Below are 25,241 nucleotides of genomic sequence, written 5' to 3' on the forward strand. Positions count from 1 at the left end.
CCGCTTAGTCGGCGACATCGCCCGGCGAGAGTTTCAGCTCCGCCCAAACGACTTTGCCGACGCCCTCACGGGGTGACACTCCCCAGTCGTCGGCCATGGTGGACACCAACAGCAGGCCACGCCCGCCGGCGTCGTCCTTGTCGGGTGTGCGAGGAGTGGGGGCAACGTTGCTGGCGTCCGCCACCTCGACCCGCAGCACGTCGTCGCGCAGCGCGAACAGTGCCCCGATTTCCCGCCCTTGGGGGACTCGGGCATGTCGTACGGCATTGGTGACCAGCTCCGAGAGCAGCAACACGGCCGTATCGGCTACACCGCCCCCGACGCCCCAACCGTCAAGCTGCTCACGCAGCATGGCGCGCGCTCTACTGACGCTCCGTGGGTGTCGGGGGAAGCGCCATTCCACCTCCCTGCCGCCCTCGGTGACTGTTGTTCGTAAGGCTTCTCTGGGCACAACACGTCCCCCTTCGGGCGCGGCCGAATTCCGGAACGGCCAGAACTGGCCGCCCGTCAAGAACACGCAAAGTGCGCGTCTCGTCGCTATCTGTAGCTTCCTCGCAAGCCGATCAAAGTGCAAGTGAAACACTGTATTTGGCTTGCTGGTGGCGTCGCCCTGAGTACGATTCCGACCGTTGAGGGCGGCAGTCGGTAGCGAGGGGGTGCAAGGTGGGCGTTGAGCAGAAGCCGACCGTGCGGCGGCGTGTTCTGGGAACGAACCTTCGACGGCTCCGCGAAGAGCGTGAGCTGTTGTTGGAGGATGCGGCTGAACACCTCAGCTGCCATCCGGCGAAGATCAGCCGCATCGAGTCGGCGCGGAGCGGTATCCGCGCGCTTGACCTCAAGGCCCTACTCGACCTGTACGGGGTCAAGGGGGAGTCGGAGCGTGAGGGCTGGCTTGCCCTCGCGAGGGAGGGCAAGCATCAGCGCTGGTGGCGCGTCCTTGAGGATCAGCTACCCCAAGACTTCCTTGATCTGATCGGCCTTGAGGACGAGGTGTCGGAGTGCCGGGGCTTTCAGCCCGGAGTCATTCCGGGGTTGTTCCAGACCGAGGAGTACGCGACTGCTGTCATCCAGGGCGGTTCGGCCGGACCGCTCGATGCCGATCGGCAGACCAAGGTGCGCGTGCGGTTGGAGCGGCAGAAGGCGCTGACGCGAACCGATCCGGCGCCTCTCAACGTGTGGATGGTTCTTGGTGAATCGGCCCTGCGGCAACAGGTTGGTGGTGCCGGCGTGCTGCGCGATCAGCTCTTGCACCTGACGGAAGTTGGACGGCTTCCGAACGTAACGTTGCAGGTACTACCCTTTTCCGCAGGGGCGTACATGGGCGGCCCGATCCCCTTCTTGATCTACCGGTTCCCGCCACCCTCGGGACTTGAGGTGGTGCTCTTGGAGAACTTCACGAGCCACGCCTACCTTGAGGCGCCCGAGGACACCACGCACTACGGCAACGTCTTCAACCACCTGTGCGCAACCGCCTTGAACGCGTTGGAGTCCGAAGCGTTGATTCTCGACATCGCGAACGAACTCGCCCAAACCTAGGAAGAACGGCAAATGTCTGCTTACCGGTCCGAATGGTTCAAGAGCTCTTACAGTGCGCAGAACGGCGAGTGCATCGAGACTCGGCGCGCAGCGAGTGAGGGCGTGGACGTTCGCGACTCCAAGAGCCCTCTCGGTCCCGTTCTCAACTTCTCTGACGGTGCATGGGTCGACTTCGTGGCAGAGGTGAAGGGCGACCGGTCCCCGGAGTTGTGACAGCCGCTCAGTGCCCCGAGTGGTCAGCGCAGAGCCCCTGGCAACCGCCCGGGGCGCTCTCGTCTGGTGGCCGCGCAACAACACGTGGGACGCCATCACTGGCAGAGGTTCTGGCTCCGGTGGCAAGTAGGGGATGACGTGTAGTGACGTTCCTCAACGCCGCCGCCGGGAAGCGGGTCGCGTAGCCGTGTTTTCACTTGGCTGCGTGAGGACCGGTGGGCTCTCAGCAGCCAAGGCGCAGAATTTGATATTTGTCGCCAAAGTGTCGCATTCCCGGCATGGAAGCCCGCCCACAGACAGGCGCTGTGGGCACTGGTCTGGATGGCGACACACCTCTTGACCAGACCTGGAGTTGGGTCGCCCCGTCCCATTGCTGCCACGTAGTTACCTACAATGTGGCTTCTGACACACGGGGAGGGCCGGGGCGGCGACATGCACGAGTCAGAGCTCAGGAACGCGACGTCGCCGATTCGGCGCCACCAGATCCGCACGGCATTGCTGGAGCACTACAAAGATCTCATCTATGACGAGGACCTCAGGTCGTACGACCAGAGTGGATATGAACAGAGGTTCCTGTCCCGGGCTCTGACCGCTGCGGCTGTACGCGTTGTCACCGGGTGCGACCACCGAACCGCGGGAGCATCGGTCATCGATGGCGAGCTCGACCAGGGCATCGACGGGGTGGCGGTAACGGACAGCACCCAGGAGGTGTGGCTCGTCCAGGCAAAGTGGAGCGACGACGGCAAGGCGAAGTTCAACACCGACGCCGCCCACAAGTTCATTCATGGACTCCGCCTGATCGAGCAGCGAAGCTTTGAGCGCTTCAACGATCGACTCGACCCCATCGTGGCTCGAGTGAACTCTGCGATGCATGACGCCCGTTTGAAGGTCACCTTGGTGATCGCCGTCATGGGAATGGGAATCCTCAACGAAGAGGTCACGGCCGTACTTGAGGACGCACGCAGGGAGTTCAACGGACTCGGTCCAGTCCTCGACTATCGCGTGGTGAACGCAGCTGACGTGCTGAAGCAGGTCCGTGACGATCTAGCTCCAGAGCCGGTTCACGTCACAGTCCGGATGGTGAACTGGCTTAGGCGGAACACTCCCCTTGTCGCCTACCAGGGCACGGTTGCGGTAAGCAATATCGCCGAGTGGTATGGCGAACATGGGGACGGTCTCTACTCGCAGAACCTTCGGCAGTCGCTGGGCACGACTCGTGTAAATTCCGGGATGCTCACCACGCTGGCCGAGGAGCCCGAAAACTTCTGGTTGTTCAACAACGGGATCACGGTGCTGTGCGAAGGGCTGAAAGAGGACTGGCCCGGGCGGCGCAGGCCGGATGAGCCTGTACACCTGCACCTCAGCAACGTCAGTGTTGTCAACGGAGCGCAGACGGTAACAACGGCGCACCGGGCGTTCCAGTCCTTTCCGGAATCAGTGGACGAATCCGAAGTCACGGTCAAGGTCATCGTTGTCGGCGAGGGCATGCCTGACGTCGCACGGCGTATCACCGAGACGACCAACACGCAGAACCACGTTGAGCAGCGCGATTTCATCGCTCAGGATGAGGCGCAGGCGATGATCAGAGAGGACCTCGCACTATCGCTCCAGAAATCATATGTGTACAAACGAGGTGAACCGGATCCAGCCCCCGAGGAGGGTTGCTCGGTCTTGCAAGCGGCCATTGCCCTTGCCTGCGCGCATCACGGCTCGGAACTCAGCGTGCGTGCCAAGCGAGACACTGATCTGCTCTGGGAGGGAGGAAGGAGTGGGGCGTATGGGCGGTTGTTCGGGGAACGCCCGAGTGCCTTTCAGATCTGGCGATCCGTCCTGGTCCATCGGGCCGTCGGCGCAGCTCTCAACGTAGAACGCAAGAAGTTCCAGAAGCGGGCCGCTGACGTCACGCAACGCGGCGACCTGCTCGTCACCCACCTGGTATTTCAGTTGCTTGACACCAACCGGATTGACGATCCCGACTATGACTGGGTAGAGGTGCTTACCGAGGTGCCCTCCCTCACTGCGCGGGTGCTGTCCTGGCTGATTCATCACATCGACGGCAAGTTCGGCCCGACATCGTTCCTCAGCGGGACTCTCACCGATGTGACACGTTGCAAGGAGCTCACCAAATTGGTGCTGCGCGACGCACAACGTGAAGGCGTTATTCCCACCTTGCCCGCCGATTATCGTCTTTCCTCCGAAAGTAAGCGCAAGGCTCGGCGCCCCAACTCCATTCCCACGCTTGTCGATAATGGAAAGATCGCTGCTGGCACTCCAGTACGACTTCGACTGTGGAATAAGCCCGAAAAAGAGGCACTGGCGTCATGGCTTGCGGAGGATCCCCGACGTGCAGAAGCGACTTGGGTAAATGACCGGACGAAGTGCCTCCTGTGGGCAGTAGACAACCGAACCTACTCGCCTACCCGTCTCGTTATGCACATGTACGAGTTGGCCGGCTGGGAGGAAGCACCTGTTGCGGTTCCGGGTCCCGCCAGATGGACCCTGGACGGCGAGCATACCCTTGCCGACATGGCCCGGATGCTGCTCGACGAGCAGGCCGAACAGGAGTAGGGCTCCGGGCGCTTTCAATAGCCCCGCCCAGAGTTGGCATGGATGGGAGTTCCGTAGTCCGCCTGTCAGGCCTCATCTGTCTCATTCGGCATTAGGTCGTACGCATCCCGTGCATGCATGCACACCTTGCAGTGGTAGGGGCTGTTGAAGCGCCCACCTGTCAGTGCACTTTCCCTGCCAGCAGGTCATCCGTGAGGCCGAGTTTGAGCTTGCGCAGCTTCGTCAGTTCCTCCTGATCGCGACTGATCAGCTCGTCACATGCCGAGAGGGAGTCGATGATTTTTCGCTGGTCTGCGAGGTCCACCGGCAGGTCGATCTCGAGCTCTCGGAGCCGTGTTGGATTGACGTTTACCTGTTGGACAGCGACGGTCGAAATGGCCTTGACCCGTTGCCGGACGATGGGATGGTGGAGCCACTCGACCAGGTATTCGGGGAGGAGCCGACTCGTATCTGGATTCAGGCGGACCAGATAGGACGCGAACGATGCCTCGGGGAGGTCATCAAGCCAGAGGGCAGCCTTGCCTACGTGGTCGATGCTGTTCGTGCGGTTGAACAGAACATCGCCTCGCCGGAGGTGAAGCTTGTTCGGAATCGACGCAGGGCAGTAGCGAAGGTCGCTCACGTCTGCTTGACCATCGCGGATATTGTTCATGCGAAGTACGGGGATGCCGCTTGGGTCGTCGGTAAGGGCGTAGGAGATGCCGTACTCGGTGGAGGGGACGACGTCCTTCAAGGGAACGCGCAACCAGCCCTCGGAGCTCTTTTTTAGGTCGATCGACCCCAATGAGGTAAGTAGGATGCCGAGTCGCATCGTACGCTGCTTAGCGATAGATGCCTCGATGGAACGCTCCATCTGGCCCACGGCGTCCAGTACCTCGACGATTCGCTGCTGCTCGATCAGAGGAGGGCAGGGGATAGGCATTGATTTGAGCTGTGATGAGTTAATAGTCGCTAGGTTAGTCGTCTGCTTGGCAATGCTGAGAAAGTATTTGCGGCCTTCGTGCGATGAGAGATAAAGAGTTAGGAAATCGGGCAACATGACAGACTGGATGCATCGGACGCGGAATACGTGATTCTGGTGAAGGCAAGGGTTGATACGACCATCCCAGACCGCCCCCCGTCCCAATTTGTCGAAGTCTCCGCCCTCTGTGAGTAGCACGTCGCCTCGGTGGAGTTTGAAGCGGTTGATTTCGCTTGGCAGGATTCGAATGGTCTTCACATCGCTGGTGTCGATGTAGCCGTCCTGGACATTCGCGACCCGCAAGTACGGGAGTTCCAAACTTCCGCCATCCGGCACGGCTCGACCGAGGGTCACGCCACCGGTGACTTCTGCACATTCCTCGAGTGGGAGTCGATCGGCGTGGGCTTCAATTTGCATAGCCCAACTCCTTCAGGAGGTCTTCAAGCTTCGTGGCTGCCTCGGACCGTTGTGCTGCGACATCTTGCAGAGAGACCGCGTACTTGCCTTCCAAATTCTCATATGAGGCAATCAACTCCCGCCGCCCCCGCACCACATGCCCCTCCAGCTTGGCCGCAAGGTCGTCCCGCAGGATGCCCAGCACCACCCCGCGCTCACCGCGCGCCTTCTTCAAGGCGTCCCGAGCCTGATGCAACCCCGCACTCGGCTCCGCGTCCGGCACTGAAACAGGCGCCGTCGCCTCAACCTCCAGCAGCAGAACCTGCTGCCCCTCCTCCACGGCAGCCGCCGAAGTCACCGCCGACTTCTTCGCCTTGGCCTGCTTGGCGGCCCGCCCCCCGGAATCCAGCGGCCAGAAGTCGTCCTCCAGCTTCTTCATCGCAGCGTTCGCCTTCGTACGGTCGCGCTTGAGCTTCGCCAACTCCTCCGCGCTGAGCGGCTGTTGAGTCTCACTCACTGCATCCGACTCGCCCGAGTCGTCGTCCCCCGCCTCCGCTCCCGAAGCCGCCGCCGCTTCCGCCTCCTGCGCGGCCTTCCACTTCGCGTCGAGCTCTGCCTTCCGGGCATCCGCCTCCGCCAGATCGATCAGGAACTTCGGCGCGATGGCGGCGACCACCTTGTGGTCGTACGCCTGCCGCCGCTCAGCCGCCGTCCGCTTCCGCGTGCCGCCCGTACGCGGATCACGGTCCGGCTGCAGCATCGTCTCGACCGTCTCGACCCAGCCGTCCACGACCCCGGCGAAGCCGTTCCCGGCTAGAGCCATCAGCTCGTACTTCGCCTCGTGCCACCACCCGGCGACCGCGCCGGCCAGCGCGTACCGATCCAGCAGCTTCACCTTGCCCAGTCGGCTGGTGAACGTGTCGATCAAGTCGGCTCGCAGACGCGCGAGTTGGGCCCTGCGTTCGCCCTCAGTGCGGTCGTCCTCGCCCTCCGGAGGCGCCAGTTCGGCGATTGCCTCCGACTCAACCGTCCACCACTCGTCGAAGGCAGCCCGAAGCTCCGCTTCCCTGGGTGCCGCCAGTTCCGCGAGCCTCGCCGTGTCGGGGCGCCCCTCGCCCTCCGGCAGGAAGTCGACGTACGCCTCGTCGTCCCCGTCCCGCTTCACGAACAGGTCATCAATGCCGATACCGTACGCATCCAGCAACTCCTGCCGCGCCTCGATCTCCGCGACCGGCACTCCGCCCCTCAGGTGCGCCCGCACGTCCTGCGGCTCCGGCGGCGGTGTGTTGTCCACGTACCGGCGGATGTTGAGGTTGTAGTCGTTGGCTCGGATCTCGTCGCGCTCGACCAGCCGGGCGAAGTCGGCGCCCGGGCCCTCGGGCTTCGCGGCGGTCTCCGTCGCGTGGAACGTGGAGACGATCTTCTCCACGTGCTCGGGCAGCAGCACGTTCTGCGCGCGCTCCGCGTGGAACTCGCGGTCCGCGTTGATGAACAGCACCTTGCCGCGCCGGTCGCTTCGCTTCTGGCCTTCGGAGCGGAGAACCAGGACGCAGGCCGGGATTCCCGTCCCATAGAAGAGGTTCGGGGCCAGGCCGATGACTGCCTCGATGAGGTCGTCCTCAATCAGCTTCGCGCGGATCTCCTGTTCCGTGCTGCCGCGGAACAGGACGCCATGCGGCATGACCGTGAAGACGGAGCCCTCCGACGAGTCCTTCACCATCGCCAGCATGTGCTGGAGGAACATCAGGTCGGCCTTGCCACGCTCGGAGGTCTCCCCGTATGGCATCCGGTCCTTGATGTCCTCGATGGCGGACTTGTCGTAGTCCATCGAGAAGGGGGGATTGCTCAGGACCAGATCGAAGTTGCGCTCGGCGTGCAGCGGGTTGGTGAGGGTGTCGCCGGTGTGCAGCTCGAACTCGTCGGCGCCGTGGAAGAGCATGTTCATCGTGGCCATGACCCAGGAACCGCTGTTGGCATCCTGGCCCGCGAGGAAGAGGTTCTCGGAGTTTCCTCCGTGCTCGTCGATGTACTCCTTGGCATGGATGAGCATGCCGCCGGAGCCGACGCATGGGTCGTAGATCCGCATACGGACGTGTGGCCGGGCGAGTTCCACCATCATCCGCACCACCGCGCGTGGGGTATAGAATTCGCCGCCCTTGCTGCCGGCCGTGTCGGCGAACTCCTTGATCAGGTACTCGTACGCGGCGCCGATCATGTCGGGGAACTCGAAGTCCTCGCCGCGCAGCCGCAGGGTGCCGAAGTGCTGGATCAAGGCGGTGAGCCGCTGGTCGGCAAGTTTCGCGGCCGACGTTCCGCTGCCTGATCCGCCGCCGATGCGGTTGAAGTTGATGTGGCTGAAGAGGTTCTCGAGATCCTCGTTTCCCTCCTGCGCCTCCAGTGCGTCGAGCGCGGGCAGCAGGGAGCGGGTCGCCACGTCGTCGGAGGCGCCCATCAGGACGTCCCAGCGCGCCTTCTTCGGGACGTAAAGGACGCGACGTACGACGTACTTGTCGAGGTTCTCGGCTTCCTTCTCGGCCTCGGCCCGCGATCGTCCCCGGGCGAGTTCCCCGGCGATGATCCGGTCACGAGTGGCCTCGAACTCGTCATTGACCCGCTTGAGGAAGAGCAGGACGAAGATGAAGTCCTTGTATTCGGCGGCGTCCATCGTGCCGCGCAGAATGTCCGCCGCCGCGAAGAGATGGCGTTCGAGCTGGGCGAGCGTGAGCTTGGCCACGAAAAAGGGCTCCCTGTGCTCTTGGGCGGGTCTACGTACGGCCTGAAGCGTACGGCGGAGAGGGAGGTTCGTGAAAACCCTAGGCGAGACGTGACGCGTGCTGCCGCTTGGCGGTGCGCGACTCAGTAGTCGGTTACCCGCAGGCCCTCTTCCACAAAGCGCCACACGTCCGTGTAAGGGTCCTGCCTGCTCTTGGGCAGGTGCGCCGGGTGCTGGTCGTTGATCCGCAGGGCGCGTGCCTTGGCCTTGGCGAAACCGTCCACGTCGCTCTTGAGGATCTGGGACGGCACCACGACCTTTGTCTGCTCCTTGGGCATGCGCGGCGTTACGAAGGGCAGCCGCTTGGTCGCGTCGTCGCAGACCCCGCCGAAATTACTCGTGTAGTCCTTGCAGTGCAGCAGCCGCCACAGCTCGAAGCAGGGGTGGGAGAACGCGACCTCCAGGCCGTCCGTCTCCCTGGCCTTGTCGATCACGTCGTCGACGCCCTGGTGCGTGTCGCGGTCGAAGAGACACCACACCGTGGTCCACCGGGTGCCCTTCGGAGGATTCGGCCACTTCTCCCGCTTGGCTCTCCTGTTCTCCTCGCGGAGCTTGGCGAGGGCCTGGTCGAGGAGGTCGAGGGGCTTGCGCGAGTAGGTCGGGTTCCTGGGGCCCTTGGTGCCGCCGTTGGTGCGCTCGTCGTTGGCGATGCGTACGGAGAGCCGGATGCCGGGGTCCCGCAGCCCCTTGACGATGTCGATGTACTGGGGCTCGGTGAGCGTGCCTTCGGTGAAGACCCACACAGTGGGCTGACGCATGGACGCGCGCTGCGTCCGCTCCGTCGAGTCCTTGCCTCTCGTCCGCGCCATCAGGCCCGCCCAGCCTCCGTCTCCATGAAGCGAGCCGCCAGCAGACGGCGTGCGATCTGCCCCTCCGTGACGTCGGGCACGGCCCCGAACGCCCCGGCGAGGTAGGAAGTCGTCAGGTCCTCCAGCTCACCGGGCTCGGCCGCCGTCAGCGGATAGAGCTCGGTGGCGCCGGTCTCGTCCTTCTCCGTCAGCCAGACCTGGCCCGGGTCCATCAACCGGCCACCGCTGGGCGTGCGCAGCAGGGACGGGTTATGGGAGGTGAACACCAGTTGTGCGCCACGGGTGTTGACGAGTGGGTCGTGGAAGAGACGTACGACTTCTGCCGCGAACCGGGGATGCAGGCTGGAGTCCAACTCGTCGATGAGTAGCACGGCGCCCTCGTCCAGGGCGAGCAGCATCGGGCCGAGCAGCGCGAACCAGGAGCGGGTACCGAGGGACTCTTGGTCCCAGTCGAGCAAGGTGCCGGAGCGGTGCGTCAGGCGGACGGTGGCGGGCTGACCGGGTTGCTGGTCGACCTCGGCTCCCGTGATGCCGAGGTCGGCGACGCGGAGAAGCTCCTCGATGCGTCCGCGTGACCCCTCTTCCTGGAGGCGTTGGACCGTGAACGCCTCGCGCTCGTGCCGGGCGTCCTCCGGGTCGATCCACCAGAGGTTCCGGTCGAACCAGTGGAAGATCGGGCTCAGTTGCGGGTGGTTGTCGGTGCCTGCGTGGGAGAGAAAGAGCGCGTTCGAGCGGGTCGTACGGGCCAGCCGCGCCCGGTCCTGGACCCGGCCGCCGGGAAAGTCGTACTCCTCGTCCCGGGAGGCGTCCCGGTCGAGCCATACCTGACGTCGGCCGCGGGGGTAGGAGTGCAGCCATTCGGCCTCCACCCGGGTCGCGCCCAGCTCGTAGCCGTAGGTCCAGCGGATGCCGTCCTCGGCGACGAAGTCGACCTCGTAGAAGGAGGTGTCCTGCGCGGACTTGTCGTCCAGCGCGAACGGCTGGCGGGGGAGGCCGCGGTAGGTGGTCCAGCCGGAGTACGAGTTGAGTACCGCGTTGCGCATGTCGCCGAGGGCCTTCAGCACGTTGGACTTGCCCGAGGCGTTGGCGCCGAAGATGCCCGCCAAAGGGTAGATCTCGACGGTCTTGCCTCCCGCGAGCTCCAGGCTGTGGGCGGGGCCCGGTTCGTGGCCGGAGGGGACGGTGAAGGACAGCTCCTGCTCGTCGCGCAGCGATCGTACGTTCGCCACACGGAATCTCAGCAGCACACCGGCCTCCTCTCGTCGCGCACAGAGTAGTGCCGTGATCACGCGCGCGCCTACTGGACCAGGAGATCAGGCTGCCTGTTCGCGCATGGGATCTGATGCCGGGGCCGCGGGCTTCTGTGCTGATGCCGTTGCCGTTCCCGCCGGAAGGCGCCGCATCAGCAGCCCGTACCCGGCCCCCGCCCCCGTACCCACCACCGCGCACAGCCCCCACAGCCACTCCGCGCCGAACCGGTCGATGACCACGCCGGACATCAGGGGAGCGATCAGCGCGGCGAGTGACCAGGAGAGGGTGTACATGCCCTGGTAGCGGCCCCGGCCGTGGGTCGGGGAGAGCAGGACGACCAGGCCCGTCTGGGTGGGCGCGTTGACGATCTCGGCCAGGGTCCACACGCACACGGTGAGGGCGAAGACGCCGACGGACCCGGCGAAGGCGGTGAGCCCGAAGCCGTACCCGGCGAGGAGCGAGGAGATCACGAGCAGCCGCCGCGGGTCCCGGTGCTGGATGAAACGGGTGACCGGGATCTGCAGGGCGACGATGAGGACACCGTTGACGGCGATCGCGAGGCCGTAGTCGGCCGGGGTGAAGCCCGCCGCGCCCATCGCGACGGGAAGTCCGACCGACCCCTGCTGGAAGACCAGCGCGACGAGGAAGGACAGCCCGACGACGCTCATGAAGCGCCGGTCGCGCAGCACGGTCCCGAGGCCGACAGCCTCCTTGGCCTCCTTGGCCGACTGGACCGGCCGGGACTCCGGCAGCTTCGCGAAGACGACGAGCGCGCACACCAGGGTCATGCCGGACTCGATGAGGAAGCCCGCGAGGTAGCTGAACTCGGCGATGAAACCGGCGGCCATGGAGGAGATCGCGAAGCCGAGGTTGATCGCCCAGTAGTTGAGGGAGAACGCCCGGACGCGGTCCTCGGGCCGGACGATGTCGGCCATCATCGCCTGGACGGCGGGCCGGGAGGCGTTGCTGGCCATACCCACCAGGAAGGCGACCGCGGCGATGGCCACCGGATGGTGCATAAAACCGAGCAGCGCGACGGAGGCGGCCGTCGACGTCTGCGCGACGAGCAGCGTGGGCCGCCGCCCGAGCCGGTCGGCCATCACGCCGGCGCCGAGCGAGGAGACGACCCCGCCGAGGCCGTGCAAGGACGCCACCAGACCCGCGTACGAGGCGGAGTACCCGCGGTCGAGCGTCAGGTACAGAGCCATGAAGGTGGCGACGAAAGCCCCGAGCCGGTTGATCAGGGTGCTGGTCCACAGCCACCAGAACTCGCGGGGGAGCCCCGAGACGGTCTCTCGGGCGGCGCGTCGCATGACGGCGAGTGGCATCGGGCATCCCCCACAGATGTAAGCGGCTCAACTGGTGATCACAACTTACGAGCCGCCCGTGGCCGCGAGCCAGTCGATTAACAGATGCCGTCAACTGTCCGGCCTGCGGGCGGGTGAGCGAGGGGACGAAGGCTTCCATTACGCTCGTACGCATGGCCGACGCACCGTACAAGCTGATCCTCCTCCGCCACGGCGAGAGCGAATGGAACGCGAAGAACCTGTTCACCGGTTGGGTGGACGTCAATCTCAACGAGAAGGGCGAGAAGGAGGCAGTCCGCGGCGGTGAGCTGCTCAAGGACGCCGGCCTGCTGCCCGACGTGGTCCACACCTCGCTCCAGAAGCGCGCGATCCGCACCGCCCAGCTCGCGCTGGAGTCCGCGGACCGCCACTGGATCCCCGTCCACCGCTCCTGGCGCCTGAACGAGCGGCACTACGGCGCCCTCCAGGGCAAGGACAAGGCCCAGACCCTCGCCGAGTTCGGCGAGGAGCAGTTCATGCTGTGGCGCCGCTCGTACGACACCCCGCCCCCGCCCCTCGAGGACGGCAGCGAGTTCTCCCAGTCGAACGACCCGCGCTACGCGTCGATCCCCCCGGAGCTCCGCCCCCGCACGGAGTGCCTGAAGGACGTCGTCATCCGCATGCTCCCGTACTGGTACGACGGCATCGTCCCGGACCTCCTCTCGGGCCGTACGGTCCTGGTGGCGGCCCACGGCAACAGCCTCCGCGCCCTCGTCAAGCACCTCGACGGCATCTCCGACGCCGACATCGCGGGCCTGAACATCCCCACCGGCATCCCCCTCTCCTACGAACTGGACGCCGACTTCAAGCCGCTCACCCCCGGCGGCACCTACCTCGACCCGGATGCGGCCGCCGCCGCGATCGAGGCGGTCAAGAACCAGGGCAAGAAGAAGTAAGACGGACCGATCAAGCCCCCTACCAGCGGGTTCCCCGCTGGTAGGGGGCTCTTCAGTGGGCTGGGGCCGTCTAGGGGCCGTCAGATGCGTGATGGCTGCCCATCGCAATTGACGGGTCAGTCCGGAGGATCAGCCATGACGTACCACTGGCGCATCTCCGGATCGAACTCATCAGGCCCTTCTGTAAGCGGCTCGAAGCCGACCCTTCTAACCATGTGCTCACTGGCCCTAGGACGAACTGGTCAAGCTCGGCCCGCTACCCGCTGATCGTGATCGACGAGGTCGGCTACATCCCGTTCGAGGCCGAGGCCGACCGGACGCCAGCACCCCTACGCGGTCCTGCACGGCTGGCGTGGCTGGGCGGCTCCCCGACAGTGCCGAGCAGCGATCGAACTCCTAAAGCGGTGATCGCTCGACCCACCGCTGCAGGCGGGCGCAGGCCACCAGTGCGCTGCCGTCTTCGGTGAAGTAGATCAGGAAGGTCCATTTCTGATCGGCAGAATCGATCAGCCCTCCGCGCACCGGCCGGCCATGCTCACGGAGGAGCCGCACCATTCGTTCCAGCCCAAGAGGTTCTACTCCGTGCAGCCGCATGCGCCGAAGTCGGCGTGCGAAGACCCCGGCGTGCTGCTGTGCGGGATGCGCCGTGTCCCACACGCTGTAGGTGGCGCCGCTGTGGAGGGCGGCCAGAGCAGCCACGGACGCCTCGTCGTCACCGGCCAACAGCTTCTCCAGCAAATGCCGTTCCATGGTCACCTCCGCCGGGATCCTGCGGTACAGCAGCCAGGTACCGCAACCCCAGCAATCGCCCGCGTCCAGTAGCGTCCTCCGGGGCCTGGTAGCGGCCGGAACGGCCGTCACTGACCGATCCGGCTAGGGCCTGTCCGACGGGTCGCGTCACCGACCCCGCACCCGACAGCGCTGTCACCCGAATGGCGCAACATGACGTGCCACCCACATGGGTGAAGATCAAGCTGACTAGTGCCCCAACCGAGGCAATCCCGTGAAAGGGGAACCAAATGCGCATTCGACGAATCCTCGCCGCCGTCATCGCCACGGCAGCCCTCGCCGGACTCGGCCTCACAGGCGCCGCCACCGCCACCGCACAGGGTGCGCCATCCTACGTCACCCCTTCTCAGTGCAGGCAGGGAGGCGGAACGCCCGCGATCAATGAGCCGGGCAACCTCTGCAAGGGCGGTACGCACGACGGGGAGCCGGTCGACTAAACCCCACAAGGCGCCCCGCAGCCACGCGCCGCGGGGCGCTCGCGCGCGAGCGTAGCCGGGAGAGTCGCAGGGACTGTGCCGACCCGTCGGGCACGCTAGGTTCGAGTCGGCCCGGAAGCACGCGGCGGGCGGGAGCTCCCGCCCGCCGTCGCGCGCGAGCGCAGCGAGCTGCCGAGGAGCGGCCCTGCGTCTGTTGGCTGAAGCGGTCGGAATCCGGGACGTGTGGACGGAACCCGACAGCGATGGCCCCTTCCTGATGAACCGGCAGCTCACGGTCCAGGACTCCCGCCACCGCTTCGCCTGTGCCATCTGCCACGGCGGCCGGGGCCGGATCCGGCAGGCGTACCGCGACGGGCAGGCAGATCAGTTGGCCGGTCCGGGCCTCGTCCTCCACGCCGTGGGCTCTGGAGAATTCGCTATCCGGACGCTGCCGTCTCCCAGCTCCACGCCGAGGGCCACGGGATCAAGGAGGAGGACGCGGCCCGCATCTCCCCGCTGAAGGACCGGCACATCAACTTCATGGGCCGCTACCAGTTCAACTTCGCCGCCGGCGGGCCGGGACGGGGGACACCGGCCCCTGCGCGACCCGGACGCGGCCGAGCCGGCCCGCGACGGCGATGAGGGCTGAGCCCGGCCGGCCCGTACGGCCCAGCAGGTCCGTTGTCCCAGGCGGTCGGCACCGGGGCGAACCCGTGCCGGCGAGGGGTGAGCGCGGCTAGGGGCCGGTGGCCCCGCTGACGCTCGATCGCCCCACCGTCGGCGCTGTTGCGGGGGTTCGGGCGGATTCCGGGGGCGGGTGTCAGTGGTGGGCGGTCATGTGGGCGAGGGTCTGCTCGGCGCTGTCGGGGGCGAAGGCGCCGTCGATGCCTTCAGCGGCTCCCTCGGCCGCTTCGACGGAGCGGGGGATGAGGATCTTCTCGTAGGCGGTGACGGCGTCGTCGGCGGTGGCGTGTTCGGTGAGGGCCTGGGCGAGGTCGGCGCCGTCGCGCATGGCGAGGTTGGCGCCCATGCCGGAGAAGGGGGACATCAGGTGGGCGGCGTCGCCCAGCAGGGTGACGCCGGGGGTGGGTTCCCAGGTGTGGGGGACGGGCAGGGCGAACAGGGGTCGGTTGGTGTAGCCGGTGTCGGTGTCGGTGATGAAGCCGCGCAGGGCGGGGCTCCAGTCGGCGAACCGGTGCAGGAGGGCGTCGCGGACGGCGGCGGGGTCGGTGAGGTCGACGCCGGCCTGCTGGTGCCAGTCCTGGGGGGTGCGCATGCCGACGTAGATGCGGATGTGGCCGCCGCTGTTGCGCTGGGCGGCGAAGCCGAGGTTGTTGTCGAGGGCCATCATGGTGCCGTTGCCGGTCAGGGCGGCCAGTGACGGGTGGCGGGTGTTGGCGTCGTTCAGGCCGGTCTCGACGAAGGTGACGCCGGTGTAGAGCGGGACCGCGTCCGTCAGCATGCGGCGCACGCGGGACCAGGCGCCGTCTGCACCGACGACGAGGTCGGTCTCGGTGCTGTGGCCGTGGGTGAAGTGCAGGCGGTGGCGGCCGTCGCCGCGCGGTTCGGCGCGCTCCAGCTTGTGGCCCCATCGGACGGTGCCGGGGGCCAGGGAGCCGAGCAGGAGGTCGCGGAGCTGCCCGCGGTCGATCTCGGGGTTGCCCTGGCCGTCCTGGGGCGGAGCGGCGTCGAACAGGACGCGGCCGTCGCGGGCGACCAGGCGCATCTGCTCGCCCTCGGGCCGGGCCAGGGCGGTGAAGCCGTCCCACAGACCCGCGGTGCGCAGGGCGTGCTGTCCGGTGTCGGGGTGCATGTCGAGGGTGCCGCCCTGGTCGCGGGCGGTCGCGGAGGCATCGGAGTCATAGACGGCGACGTCGATGCCATGGCGCTGGAGGATGCGGGCGCAGGTCAGGCCGCCGGGTCCGGCGCCGATGACGGCGATGCGGTTCATGGTCATTCTCCTTGTCGGAGTGTGCGGGGCAGGAGCTGGCACGGTCGGGTACCGGTCCGGCCGCTCCACGAAAGCACAACCACCAAATAAGTGCAACGGTACAACTTTTTTCATCGGACACCTTTGTGTACGATGAGAGCATGACGACACCTGGAGGACGGCGCGAGCGCAAGAAGGCCGCCACGCGCCAGGCGCTCGCCGACGCCGCCCTGAACCTCTTCATCGAACGGGGCTACGACGCGGTGACCCTGCACGAGATCGCCGAGGCCGCCGACGTGTCCACAACCACGCTTCTCAAGCACTTCCCCAGCAAGGAGGCGCTCGTCTTCGACGAGGAGGCCGACCAGGAAGCCGGCCTCGTCACCGCCGTCCGCGACCGCGCCCCCGGCACGACCATCCCCCAGGCCCTGTGCGCGCACGTCAAGCGTGTCCGCATCCGGGCCGACTCCGACGCCCGTTACGCCGACTTCCTCTACTTGGTGAAAACCACCCCGGCCCTCAGCGACTACGCCCACCGCATGTGGATGCGCCACCAGGACGCCCTCGCCCGCGCCATCGCCCAAGACCTCGGCGTCACACCCGACGACCCGCGCAGCGCCGCCCTGGCCCGCTTCGCCCTGGAGACCTCCGCCCTCGCCCAGCGCGCCGACGACCCCGAACGAGCCGTCGACGCCGCCTTCGACCTCCTCGAACACGGATGGAGCGCCCCGGCCCCGCGGTTCGGTCACGGCCGCGACTGACCTCGGTCCCAACCGTCAGGCGGCGCGGACCCGGAAGGGCGGCCCGTTCTCACCAACGGGGACGCCCGCTGCTCGACCCTCGGCCAGGAACTCGACTCACAGCTGGACGCGTTCACCAAGCACGGCGCCCCCCGGGGGAAGATCAGAACCCGCATCCGGTGTATCCGGTGGGAACGTGGTGCGTCGCAGCGAACGGCCGTCGTCCTTTCGGCCGGGGCCCGGGTGTCACTACCGGCCGTTGTGCCGAGGTGGCTGAGTAGGCGTGAGAGGAAGCTCTGAGGAGAACAGCCGGTAGGGTCCGGCCGTCGCGGGAATCGAAGGAGCACCCCATGAAGCGCATCGTCATAGCCCTGGCCGCGGCCGCCGTGCTGGCGGGAGGCGTGGTGACGGCGTGGAACGTGTTCGACAACTCGTCGGTCGCCACCGCGGGCGGAGCTGATCACACGGTTTCGCGCACGGTGGTCGAGAAGCTGGCCAAGGAGAACTACGGCATCCCGTTCGTCCAGGACGGCCCGCAGTCCGTGACCTGCCCGAGCGGGCTGCACGCGAAGATGGACTACACCGTGAAGTGCACCGCCGTCTTCAAGGGTGAGACGAAGACGATGCTGATCTCCGTGACCGGGGTGAACGGCGACAGGGTGAGCTTCGACTACGGGCTGTCGAAGTAGGGGGAGTCGGAGACCGGACGGCGTGGTGCGGCGACGGGTTCAGCGGTCGCCGACCACGCCGCAGCGCCATGCCCAGGCGGCGATCTCCACGCGGTTCCGCAGCCCCAACTTGACCTGGATGTTCGTCAGATGGGACTTGACGGTGGAGAGCGAGACGCACAGCTCGGCGCACATCTCCTGATTGGTCCGTCCGTCGGCGACCAGCCGGGCCACATCCAACTCCCGTTCCGTCAGCGGGCCGGAAGACACTTCGCCGCTGGAGGCGGGCCGCTGTTCGCCGATCCGCTTCAGGAGCCGCACGGTCACGGACGGCGAGATCAGCGCGTCGCCGCGCGCTGCCGCGCGGACGGCCTCCACCAGCAGTCCGGGGCCCGCGTCCTTCAACAGGAACCCGCAGGCACCGTTGCTCAACGCCCCGTAGACATAGTCGTCCTGGTCGAAGGTGGTCACGACCACCACGCGCAGCGGATCGACGGCCTTCGGGCCCGCGAGCAGCCGGGTCACTTCCAGCCCGTCGAGTTTCGGCATCCGAATGTCGACCAGGCACACGTCGGGGCGCAGCCTCCTGGCCAGGTCCACGCACTCCGCGCCGTCGGCCGCCTCGCCCACGACCTCGATACCGGGCTGTGTCTGGAGGATCAACCGGAAGCCCGTGCGCACCATTTCCTGGTCGTCGGCGATCAGGACCCGGATCGACGATCCGCCTGATCCGCCCGATGCGCCCGACGCGCTTGATCCGCCAGCGTTGGTCATGCGGGGGATCCTGCCACAGCGCCGCGCAGTGGGAACTCCGCCGTCAGCCTCCAGCCGCCGTCCTCGGCCCGGCTGGCGTGGAGCGTGCCGCCGACCGCCTCGGCGCGTTCGGTCAGCCCGATGAGGCCGAGGCCGCCGCGCCCGCCGAGAGGTTCGGCGTTCGGCGCCGCCGGCCGGGGCGGTGGTGCGTTGTGCACCTCGACCCGAAGCCGCCGGGCAGCCGCGCGATCACCGCTGTCGCCGTGATCGCCGTCATCGTCCGACAGGGCGACCCGTACGGAGACGGACGGTGATCCCGGCGCGTGGCGGCGTACGTTCGTCAGCGCCTCGCGCACGACGTTCCGCACGGAGGTCTCCACCTCGGGGGCCGGCCGCGCCTGCCGGGCCTCGGCCGCGACCTGCAGGGTGGCGGGGAGGTCGCGTTCGGAGAACGTGGCGACCAGGTCGCCCAGTTCGGCGTACAGCTCCCCCGGCCGCACCGCCCGTGTGGTGTCGTCGCGCAGCACGCGCACCAGCTTGCGCATCGACTGCAGGGTCTCGCCCCCGGCCTGCTCGATGCCACGCAGCAGCGGGTCCACCTGCTCGGGCGCGATCTCGCGGATCGTACGGGCTGCCTGGGCCTGGACGACGATGCCCGTGACGTGGTGGGCGACGAAGTCGTGCAGTTCACGGGCGAGTTCCAGGCGTTCGTTCTGGCGGGTGTCGGCGACGGCGCGGCGTCTGCGGTCGTCGAGGCTACGGAGGTAGGAGCCGAGGCCCACGGCACCGCCCGTGAAGAAGATCAGGAGGAAGGAGAAGACCGAGTTGCCGCTCTCGTCGTGCATCCGCATCGGTGCCGCGATCACGGCGGAGGCGAGTACGGTGCCCAGCGTGGCGGCCAGCCAGGGCTGCGGTGTGTCTCTCGTGGTGCGCACCAGCAGGAGCAGCAGGCACAGCGTCTCCAGCAGGCCCCAGTCGGCGATCAGCGACGGCTTCACGGACGTGAAGAGGGCCAGCGTCACCGTCCAGGAGACGAGCACCGCGGCACCCGCGCCCCAGGCCGGCGCGAGACGTCTGCCGGGCAGCAGCAGCGCGACGGCCGCCACGAGGCCCGGGGCCAGCCTCCACCATGCGTTGCCGCCTTCGAGTCCGGCGTCGGACGCGACGCCGGCCACGTCGACCACCCACAACAGCGCCATGACCACCCCCAGTGCGGTGAGGGCGGTGCGGTGGGGCAGCGGGGAATTCCGGGTGTGATCGTCTCTGTCTGACACATCTCGCAGCGTAGGGGCGGCCCCCGTCGTACGGCCTCGGCCGAAAGGACGACGCGGCGGCTCCGAACCGGTCGGTCGGCCGAGGTGACGGGCCTTACCGGAAGCGGATGTTGGACCACATGAACAACACCTCTTCGCCGCCCGTGCTGAGCGGCATCGGACTGTCCAAGTCCTTCGGATCCACCCACGCGCTCGACGGCGTGGACATCGCCGTGCGAGCGGGCGAGTCGCTGGCCGTGATGGGCCCCTCCGGGTCCGGCAAGTCGACGTTGCTGCACTGCCTCGCGAACATCGAGCGCCCGGACAGCGGCCAAGTGCTGCTGAACGGCGAGCGCATCGACCAGTTGCGCGAGCCGGACCGCAGCGAGCTGCGCCGTACCCGCTTCGGATTCGTCTTCCAGTTCGGGCAGTTGCTGCCCGAACTGCCGGCAGTGGAGAACGTGGCGCTCCCGCTGATGCTCGGCGGTACCTCGCGCCGCGAGGCGGAGCGGCGCGCGCGCCAGTGGTTCGCGCCGCTGGGCCTGGAGGGCAAGGAGGACAGCCGCCCCGGTCAGTTGTCCGGCGGGCAGGCGCAACGGGTGGCACTCGCACGGGCGTTGGTCGCGGGCGCCCAGGTCGTCTTCGCCGACGAGCCGACGGGCGCGCTCGACCAGGCCACCGGGCAGGACGTGATCCGGATGCTGACGGAAGTCACCAGGACGCAGAACACGGCGTTGGTCGTGGTCACCCACGACCGGACGGTGGCCCGCTGGTGCGACCGTACGGTGCAGGTGCGGGACGGGCGGATCGTACGGGACGCGGAGGCTGACGCGGGCCCGGCCTGGACCGGCGTGACGGCCGGCGTGACCGACGGAGTTGTGCGATGAGGACTGCGAGGACCCTGGACCGCACCACCTGGACACTGACCTGGCGGCTGCTCCGCGGCGGCGGCAGGCATGGCCGTCTCGGCGCCGGACTGTCCGTCGCCGCAGCGGCGATCTGCACCACGCTGCTGCTCCTGTGCGTCGGCGCCAACCTCGGCTTCGGCTCACGCGCCGCGCACGCCGACTGGCGTACCCCCGTCAAGGCCGGGCTCTCGCGCGCGGTGGCAGTCGAGGCGGTGGGCACTACTTTCATCGGCGGTGAGCCCGTGACCGTCGTCGATGTCGCGGCGTTGCCGGGCCGGAGCGGCGAGGCGCCCGCGCCTCCCGGCATGCCGCACTTCCCGAAGCCGGGCGAGGTATGGACGTCGCCTGCGCTCGGCAAGCTGCCCGGCAGCAACAACACCACCACCGGCATGCTCGGCCGCGCCGCGCTGGTCAGGCCCGGCGAGAAGGTGGCCGTCGTCGGGCACCGCGCCGATGACCCGGCGATGACGGTGAAGCGCGGCACCGACCCGCGCCGCCCGGGGGACATCGTCACGCCCACACCCGTCGCGGACTTCGCGGGGAAGCGCACGGCGGACGGCCTCGGTGCGCAGTACCAGGCTCTGGTGAAGATCGCCACGGTACTGCTGATCGTGCCGCTGCTCGTGCTCGGCGCCTCTTCGGCCCGGCTGTCCGTCTCTCGTCGCGACACACGGCTGGCCACGCTGCGGCTGCTGGGTGCGGCGCCGGGCCGGATCGCGGGGATCGCGGTGGCCGAGGCGACGCTGACCGGTACGGCAGGGGCCGTCGCGGGCGCGCTGGGCTATGGGATTCTGCTGCCGTTCGCGGCCAAGGTTCCTTTGGCAGGCGGCAGTTGGTACGTCTCCGACCTCTGGGTCGGTACGGGAGTCCTGCTTGCCGTACTCGCCGGCGTGGTGCTGATGGTGGCGGCCAGCGCGCTGGCGGGACTGCGGCAGGTGGTCGTGGGCCCGCTCGGAGTCGTACGCCGCTCGCGCACTCCCCGTATGAACGCCGTACGCGCACTGCTGTTCGTCGCCGTACTGCTCGGCTACTGGCAACTGTCCAAGGGCAAGCCGATGGACATCGACGCGGTGGTGTACTGCTGCGCCGCCGTCTTCGCCGCACTGTCCGTCATCGGCCCCTGGGTGGTCGGCCTGCTCGGCACTCTCGTGGCCGGGTCGGCGCGGCGACCGGCGACGCTCCTTGCGGGGCGCCGCCTGCTCGACGATCCCAAGTCCGTGTGGCGTGCGGTGTCGGCGCTGACACTGGCGGCCTTCGTGGCCGGTTTCTTCGCGCTGTTCAGCCTCGGCGGCGACTCGCCGTGGGGCAGCGCGGACCAGCTCGCGCTGTCCGTGCCGAAGGAGCACGTCGCCGCCGTGCGGCAGCAGGCCACCGCACGCCTGGAGCGCGCGGGCATCCACGCCACCGTCGGCACGAACGACGACTGGGTCGCCAGCGGCGTGGGCGGAGGTGGCGAGCGCCAGGTCACCGCGACCGTCACGGACCCGGGCCGACTGGACGCGGCGCGCGGTGTGCTCAGCGGCCTCGTGCCCGGCCAGTACCCGGTCACGGGCCCCGATGTCGACTGGCAGTCGCGGCAGTTCGACCGCGACTTCCACCTCGTGACGCTGGCCGTGCTCGGTGCGAGCTTCGCCATCGCCATCGCCTCGACGGGCATCACGGCCGCCTCGTCCGTCCTGGACCGCCGACGCACGTACGGCTTGCTCCACCTCGCGGGCACCCCACTACGCGTCCTGGACGCGGCCAGGCGTACGGAGTCGGTATTGCCCGCCGCCGTACTCGCGGGCGGCGCGGTGCTCACGGGACTGTTCTGCGCGGCGCCGCTGACGCTCGCAGGGGGTGCCCCGCAGTTCGACGGCCGTGGCAGCGCGCTCCTCGTCGGCTGCCTGGCGCTGGGCTTCGCGGGCCTGGCCGGCGCGAGCGCGGCAAGCCGCCCACTGCTGCGCACGGTCGCGGGAGAAGCGGGCCCGCGCCCGGACTAGCCGGAACTGTGCCGCCGACCTCGACCTCGCTGATCGGTTTTGACGGTCATCCATGAACTCCTTATCGCAAGAAGGTTCCCCCACGCCATGCGCACAAAGCTTGATGCCGTTTCCATCACCGCCGTGCTGGTGACGGTCGGCGCGTTTTCCGCGACCGCGCCGCTCACCGCGTTCGCCACCGGCTCCGCGCTCGCGCTGGCGCTGGGCCGCAACGCGCTGGGGCTCCTGACCCTCGGACCGGTGGTCGCCCTGATCCGCCGACGCGAGTTCAGGAAGGTTTTCCGCGGCGAGCGCTTTCTCGTGCGCAAGGAGCAACGCCGAGGTGCTCTCCTGGGCGCTCTCGCCGGTACGGCGCTGGCCGCGCACTTCGCCACCTTCATGTCCAGCACCCGGATGACCAGTGTCGCCATGGCGACCGCCCTGGTCGCCACCCAGCCCGTCTGGCAGGCCCTCATCTCGACGCTGCAGGGCCACCGGCTGCCGCGCGCGACCTGGGCCGGCCTCGGCATCTCCGTGGCGGGCGCGGCCATCGCCAGCGGTATGGACGGGCGGGCGGGCATCGAAGCGGTCGTCGGTGACGCGCTCGCCCTCGCGGGCGCGATCGCACTCGCCGGCTACACGGCGATCAGCGAACAGGCCCGCCCCGATGTCAGCACGATGGTGTACTCAGTGCTGTGCTCCTCAGTGTGTACGGTGGAGCTGCTGATCCTCTGCCTCGTCACCGGAACGCCTCTGTTCGCCTTCAACGGTGGCACCTGGCTCGCCCTGCTGGGTCTGCTGATCTTTCCTCAGCTGCTCGGCCTGTTCTCCCTCAATTTCGTCCTCGGCCGGGCGCCGGCCACGGCGGTGAGCATATTGCTGCTGCTGGAGGCACCCGTGGCCGCACTCATCGCCTGGCTGTGGCTCGGCCAGCTGCCCGCCGCGACAGCGTGGCCGGGACTGCTCATGATCATGCTGGGAGTGACCGCGGTGGTGGTCGCGGACGCCCGGCGCGCGGATCCGGTAACGGACACGGACACCACAGGCGAGGTACGTGGCCTCGTCGCTTTCCCGCAGCATCCGCTCCTCGCCCTGAACCACATACCCGGTGACGACATCCACGCCTTTCTGTGGCGCGAAGCGTATATGGGACGCTTCACGGTGGTCGAGGCCACCATAAGAAAGCTGGAGAACAAGGCCGTCCGCGTCCACGGCGCCAAGTCCGCCGAGGCCACGCACTGGATCGAGGTACGCGCCGTCGTCGCCCGTATCGCTGCGGACCACGCCCTCTCCGCCCGACTGTGGCTGACCGCCGCCCGGTTCCACTCCTCTTCGGCGCGCCGGGATCTCCCCAGCACGCGCACCTGCCTCGACCACGCCTACCAGGAGTGGTACGGCGTGACGGGCGAAGATGTCATCGACGAACTGGCCTCGGCTTTACGGACAATGTGCCAGCAGGACCCGTACTACAGCACGGAGATGCTTGCCGTCCTGGACGGACGCCTGCTGCACAAGACCGTTCACTCCCATCAGGAGTGATTCGGACGGGAGTGCCTGATCAACGGCGGATCTGTTGATCACGGAGACGCCAAGTGAGTGAGATGACGATCGAGGAAGAGCCCGTGGTCGAGTCGGTCGGTGCGGCCACGTAGGACGAGCAGTTGATCGCGATGCTGGTTGACCGGGCCCGCGGTGAGGGCCTGCAACTGACCGGTGAGGGCGGGGGCTGTTGCAGCAGGTGACCAAGCGGGTGCTGGAGTCCGCCCTGGAAGGCGAGATCACCGATCACGTCGGCTATGAGAAGCATGATCAGGCCGGGAAGAACAACGGCAGGACAGCGCTGACCGATGTCGGTCCCGTCGAGGTCAGAGTGGACCGGGACGTGGCCGGGGCCTTCGAGTTTCGCTGCTCGGGCGCAGGGCCGGGGGTTCCGTGGGAGTAGTGGCATGTCGTGCTGTGGCTCCCGGTGAGGTCGTGATGCCCTCGCTGGTTGGGCCCCTCGAGCAGCGTGAGCTGGGTGCTCGCCGTCGCGTGGACGAACTGGGAGAGGAGGCCGACCGCATCCAGGCCGAGTCGGCCGTGGTCGAGCAGAGCGGAATCACAGCGTGGATCTTCCTTGCCGGGTGCGGCGTCATGGCGCCACACGAAACTGTGCGGCCTCGTGGCGCAGCGCCCCACGGTGGCTGTCACCTCGGGAGAGCGGTCGCGGATCGTGACGGCGACGATGGCTCGGCCGAGCCAGGCGGGGTCGTCGACTTGGACGATGCGGACTCCGGTGGGGACCGCGGCCGCGGCTACTTCGGGGAGTGCGGTGATGCCGAGACCGGTGGCGACAAGGCCGAGGCGAGTGGGTCATCCGCGGGCGGCGTAGGCGATCCGCGGGTGGTCGAGGGTCGGCCAGGCGCCGAACTGGGGGTCGTCGCGGAGGCCCTTGCCGACGATCCAGGGTTCGTCCCTCAGCTCGGTCACCGGGATGGCTCCGCGGCCGGCGAACCGGTGGTTGGCAGGGACGGCCAGCAGAAGGCCGCCGCCGAGGAGCAGGTCGCGGCGCAGTCCCTCGAATTCGTAGGCGGGCAGGTCCGGTCCCACGCCGATCACTGCGACGTCGATGCGGTGAGCGCGGAGTTGGCGAAGCTGCGTGGGCAAGGATGCCTCGCCGAACTCGACGATCAGAGGATGGGGATGGGGATGGGGATGGGGCGCTCCACTGAGCGGGTCACGACGGCACGACAACCCCGGCCGGCTCCCGCGGGCAGCGTCCGAGCCCCTGCTCGCGGAGCCCTCGTAGGGCAGGGGGCTGTCGGTCGGGGGAGGTGTCAGATCGACAGGGGCACGGGGTGGATCTCGTCCGCCTTGTGGCCCGCGCGTTCGTGGACGCGCTGCACCGCTTCGGCCGAGGGGGCGTCGGAGAGGCAGTAGACGGTGCCGGACTTCGGGTCCGCCCACGCCCGTTCGAAGTGCACGCCCTCGTCCTTCTCCACGGCGAGGTCGGCCTTGTGTACCGCCATGAGCTGGTCGGCCGTGATGCCCGCCATCCCGTGGTGGACGTCCATGTACTGAGCCATGACCGCGCA

At 67.7% G+C, this 25,241-nt stretch carries 22 protein-coding genes and 2 pseudogenes; 12 read left to right on the top strand and 12 right to left on the bottom strand.

Going from position 1 to position 25,241, the window contains the following annotated elements; translation table 11 throughout:
• Nucleotides 1–4: 4 nt before the first annotated feature.
• Entirely contained in the window at nt 5–451 is a 447-nt protein-coding gene (locus OG747_RS24080; RefSeq protein WP_405881407.1) for an ATP-binding protein, read from the bottom strand.
• A 212-nt stretch (nt 452–663) separates the two neighbouring features.
• On the opposite strand from OG747_RS24080, the gene OG747_RS24085 reads away from it, so the two are divergent.
• From OG747_RS24085 to OG747_RS24095, 3 genes are all read left to right on the top strand, one after another.
• Nucleotides 664–1,536, top strand: coding sequence for a DUF5753 domain-containing protein (locus OG747_RS24085; protein ID WP_405881408.1), 873 nt, complete (start codon nt 664–666; stop codon nt 1,534–1,536).
• Between the two features lie 12 nt (nt 1,537–1,548).
• Nucleotides 1,549–1,749 carry a DUF397 domain-containing protein gene (locus tag OG747_RS24090; RefSeq protein ID WP_405881409.1) on the top strand — a complete coding sequence of 67 codons (201 nt, stop codon included), beginning with the start codon at nt 1,549–1,551 and terminating at the stop codon, nt 1,747–1,749.
• Nucleotides 1,750–2,181: 432 nt separating this feature from the next.
• Nucleotides 2,182–4,317 carry an AIPR family protein gene (locus OG747_RS24095; RefSeq protein WP_405881410.1) on the top strand — a complete coding sequence of 712 codons (2,136 nt, stop codon included), beginning with the start codon at nt 2,182–2,184 and terminating at the stop codon, nt 4,315–4,317.
• A 160-nt stretch (nt 4,318–4,477) separates the two neighbouring features.
• Here OG747_RS24095 and OG747_RS24100 read toward each other — a convergent pair whose 3' ends face one another.
• The 5 genes from OG747_RS24100 to OG747_RS24120 all read right to left on the bottom strand — a co-directional run bounded on the left by OG747_RS24100 (nt 4,478) and on the right by OG747_RS24120 (nt 11,835).
• Entirely contained in the window at nt 4,478–5,695 is a 1,218-nt protein-coding gene (locus tag OG747_RS24100) for a restriction endonuclease subunit S (RefSeq protein WP_405881411.1), read from the bottom strand.
• On the bottom strand, nt 5,685–8,408 hold the full coding sequence (locus tag OG747_RS24105) for an N-6 DNA methylase (RefSeq protein WP_405881412.1): 2,724 nt from the start codon (nt 8,406–8,408) through the stop codon (nt 5,685–5,687). The genes OG747_RS24100 and OG747_RS24105 overlap by 11 nt, the downstream gene beginning before the upstream one ends.
• A gap of 122 nt (nt 8,409–8,530) precedes the next feature.
• Nucleotides 8,531–9,205, bottom strand: coding sequence for an RloB family protein (locus OG747_RS24110; protein ID WP_405881413.1), 675 nt, complete (start codon nt 9,203–9,205; stop codon nt 8,531–8,533).
• Between the two features lie 50 nt (nt 9,206–9,255).
• On the bottom strand, nt 9,256–10,503 hold the full coding sequence (locus OG747_RS24115) for an ATP/GTP-binding protein (RefSeq protein WP_405881414.1): 1,248 nt from the start codon (nt 10,501–10,503) through the stop codon (nt 9,256–9,258).
• A 66-nt stretch (nt 10,504–10,569) separates the two neighbouring features.
• Nucleotides 10,570–11,835 carry an MDR family MFS transporter gene (locus OG747_RS24120; RefSeq protein WP_405881415.1) on the bottom strand — a complete coding sequence of 422 codons (1,266 nt, stop codon included), beginning with the start codon at nt 11,833–11,835 and terminating at the stop codon, nt 10,570–10,572.
• Nucleotides 11,836–11,987: 152 nt separating this feature from the next.
• On the opposite strand from OG747_RS24120, the gene OG747_RS24125 reads away from it, so the two are divergent.
• On the top strand, nt 11,988–12,749 hold the full coding sequence (locus tag OG747_RS24125; protein ID WP_405881416.1) for a phosphoglyceromutase: 762 nt from the start codon (nt 11,988–11,990) through the stop codon (nt 12,747–12,749).
• Between the two features lie 396 nt (nt 12,750–13,145).
• Here the strand turns inward: OG747_RS24125 and OG747_RS24130 are convergent, their stop codons facing one another.
• Entirely contained in the window at nt 13,146–13,499 is a 354-nt protein-coding gene (locus OG747_RS24130; RefSeq protein WP_405881417.1) for a hypothetical protein, read from the bottom strand.
• 269 nt (nt 13,500–13,768) lie between these two features.
• Between OG747_RS24130 and OG747_RS24135 the strand changes: the two genes are divergently transcribed.
• Together OG747_RS24135 and OG747_RS24140 are read left to right on the top strand one after the other, a co-directional pair.
• Nucleotides 13,769–13,975, top strand: coding sequence for a hypothetical protein (locus tag OG747_RS24135; RefSeq protein ID WP_405881418.1), 207 nt, complete (start codon nt 13,769–13,771; stop codon nt 13,973–13,975).
• Between the two features lie 256 nt (nt 13,976–14,231).
• Nucleotides 14,232–14,603: pseudogene (locus OG747_RS24140) on the top strand (Tn3 family transposase); the annotation flags it as partial.
• Between the two features lie 171 nt (nt 14,604–14,774).
• On the opposite strand, the gene OG747_RS24145 reads toward OG747_RS24140, so the two are convergent.
• Nucleotides 14,775–15,905, bottom strand: a complete 1,131-nt coding sequence (locus tag OG747_RS24145; RefSeq protein ID WP_405881419.1) for an FAD-dependent oxidoreductase — start codon at nt 15,903–15,905, stop codon at nt 14,775–14,777.
• Nucleotides 15,906–16,045: 140 nt separating this feature from the next.
• Between OG747_RS24145 and OG747_RS24150 the strand changes: the two genes are divergently transcribed.
• Together OG747_RS24150 and OG747_RS24155 are read left to right on the top strand one after the other, a co-directional pair.
• The gene (locus OG747_RS24150; protein ID WP_405881420.1) at nt 16,046–16,645 is read left to right on the top strand and encodes a TetR/AcrR family transcriptional regulator; all 600 of its coding nucleotides are present in this window, start codon (nt 16,046–16,048) and stop codon (nt 16,643–16,645) included.
• Between the two features lie 329 nt (nt 16,646–16,974).
• Nucleotides 16,975–17,313 (top strand): DUF4333 domain-containing protein, encoded by a 339-nt coding sequence (locus OG747_RS24155; protein ID WP_405881421.1) that lies wholly within the window; start codon nt 16,975–16,977, stop codon nt 17,311–17,313.
• A gap of 39 nt (nt 17,314–17,352) precedes the next feature.
• Here the strand turns inward: OG747_RS24155 and OG747_RS24160 are convergent, their stop codons facing one another.
• Nucleotides 17,353–17,976, bottom strand: coding sequence for a response regulator (locus OG747_RS24160; protein ID WP_405885645.1), 624 nt, complete (start codon nt 17,974–17,976; stop codon nt 17,353–17,355).
• Between the two features lie 86 nt (nt 17,977–18,062).
• Entirely contained in the window at nt 18,063–19,319 is a 1,257-nt protein-coding gene (locus OG747_RS24165; protein WP_405881422.1) for a sensor histidine kinase, read from the bottom strand.
• Nucleotides 19,320–19,438: 119 nt separating this feature from the next.
• Between OG747_RS24165 and OG747_RS24170 the strand changes: the two genes are divergently transcribed.
• From OG747_RS24170 to OG747_RS24185, 4 genes and pseudogenes are all read left to right on the top strand, one after another.
• Nucleotides 19,439–20,185 carry an ABC transporter ATP-binding protein gene (locus OG747_RS24170; protein WP_405881423.1) on the top strand — a complete coding sequence of 249 codons (747 nt, stop codon included), beginning with the start codon at nt 19,439–19,441 and terminating at the stop codon, nt 20,183–20,185.
• Nucleotides 20,182–22,188 (top strand): FtsX-like permease family protein, encoded by a 2,007-nt coding sequence (locus OG747_RS24175; protein WP_405881424.1) that lies wholly within the window; start codon nt 20,182–20,184, stop codon nt 22,186–22,188. The genes OG747_RS24170 and OG747_RS24175 overlap by 4 nt, the downstream gene beginning before the upstream one ends.
• Before the next feature lie 87 nt (nt 22,189–22,275).
• Nucleotides 22,276–23,706: a DMT family transporter gene (locus OG747_RS24180; RefSeq protein ID WP_405881426.1), complete on the top strand. Its 1,431-nt coding sequence runs from the start codon at nt 22,276–22,278 to the stop codon at nt 23,704–23,706.
• A 131-nt stretch (nt 23,707–23,837) separates the two neighbouring features.
• Nucleotides 23,838–24,067: pseudogene (locus tag OG747_RS24185) on the top strand (transposase); the annotation flags it as partial.
• Nucleotides 24,068–24,519: 452 nt separating this feature from the next.
• Here OG747_RS24185 and OG747_RS24190 read toward each other — a convergent pair.
• The gene (locus OG747_RS24190) at nt 24,520–24,813 is read right to left on the bottom strand and encodes a LysR substrate-binding domain-containing protein (protein WP_405881427.1); all 294 of its coding nucleotides are present in this window, start codon (nt 24,811–24,813) and stop codon (nt 24,520–24,522) included.
• A 170-nt stretch (nt 24,814–24,983) separates the two neighbouring features.
• Entirely contained in the window at nt 24,984–25,232 is a 249-nt protein-coding gene (locus tag OG747_RS24195) for an SCO4226 family nickel-binding protein (protein WP_405881428.1), read from the bottom strand.
• Nucleotides 25,233–25,241 lie beyond the last annotated feature (9 nt).

Origin of the sequence: Streptomyces sp. NBC_01384 (assembly GCF_045040035.1) — a bacterium.
Classification (GTDB): Bacteria; Actinomycetota; Actinomycetes; order Streptomycetales; family Streptomycetaceae; genus Streptomyces.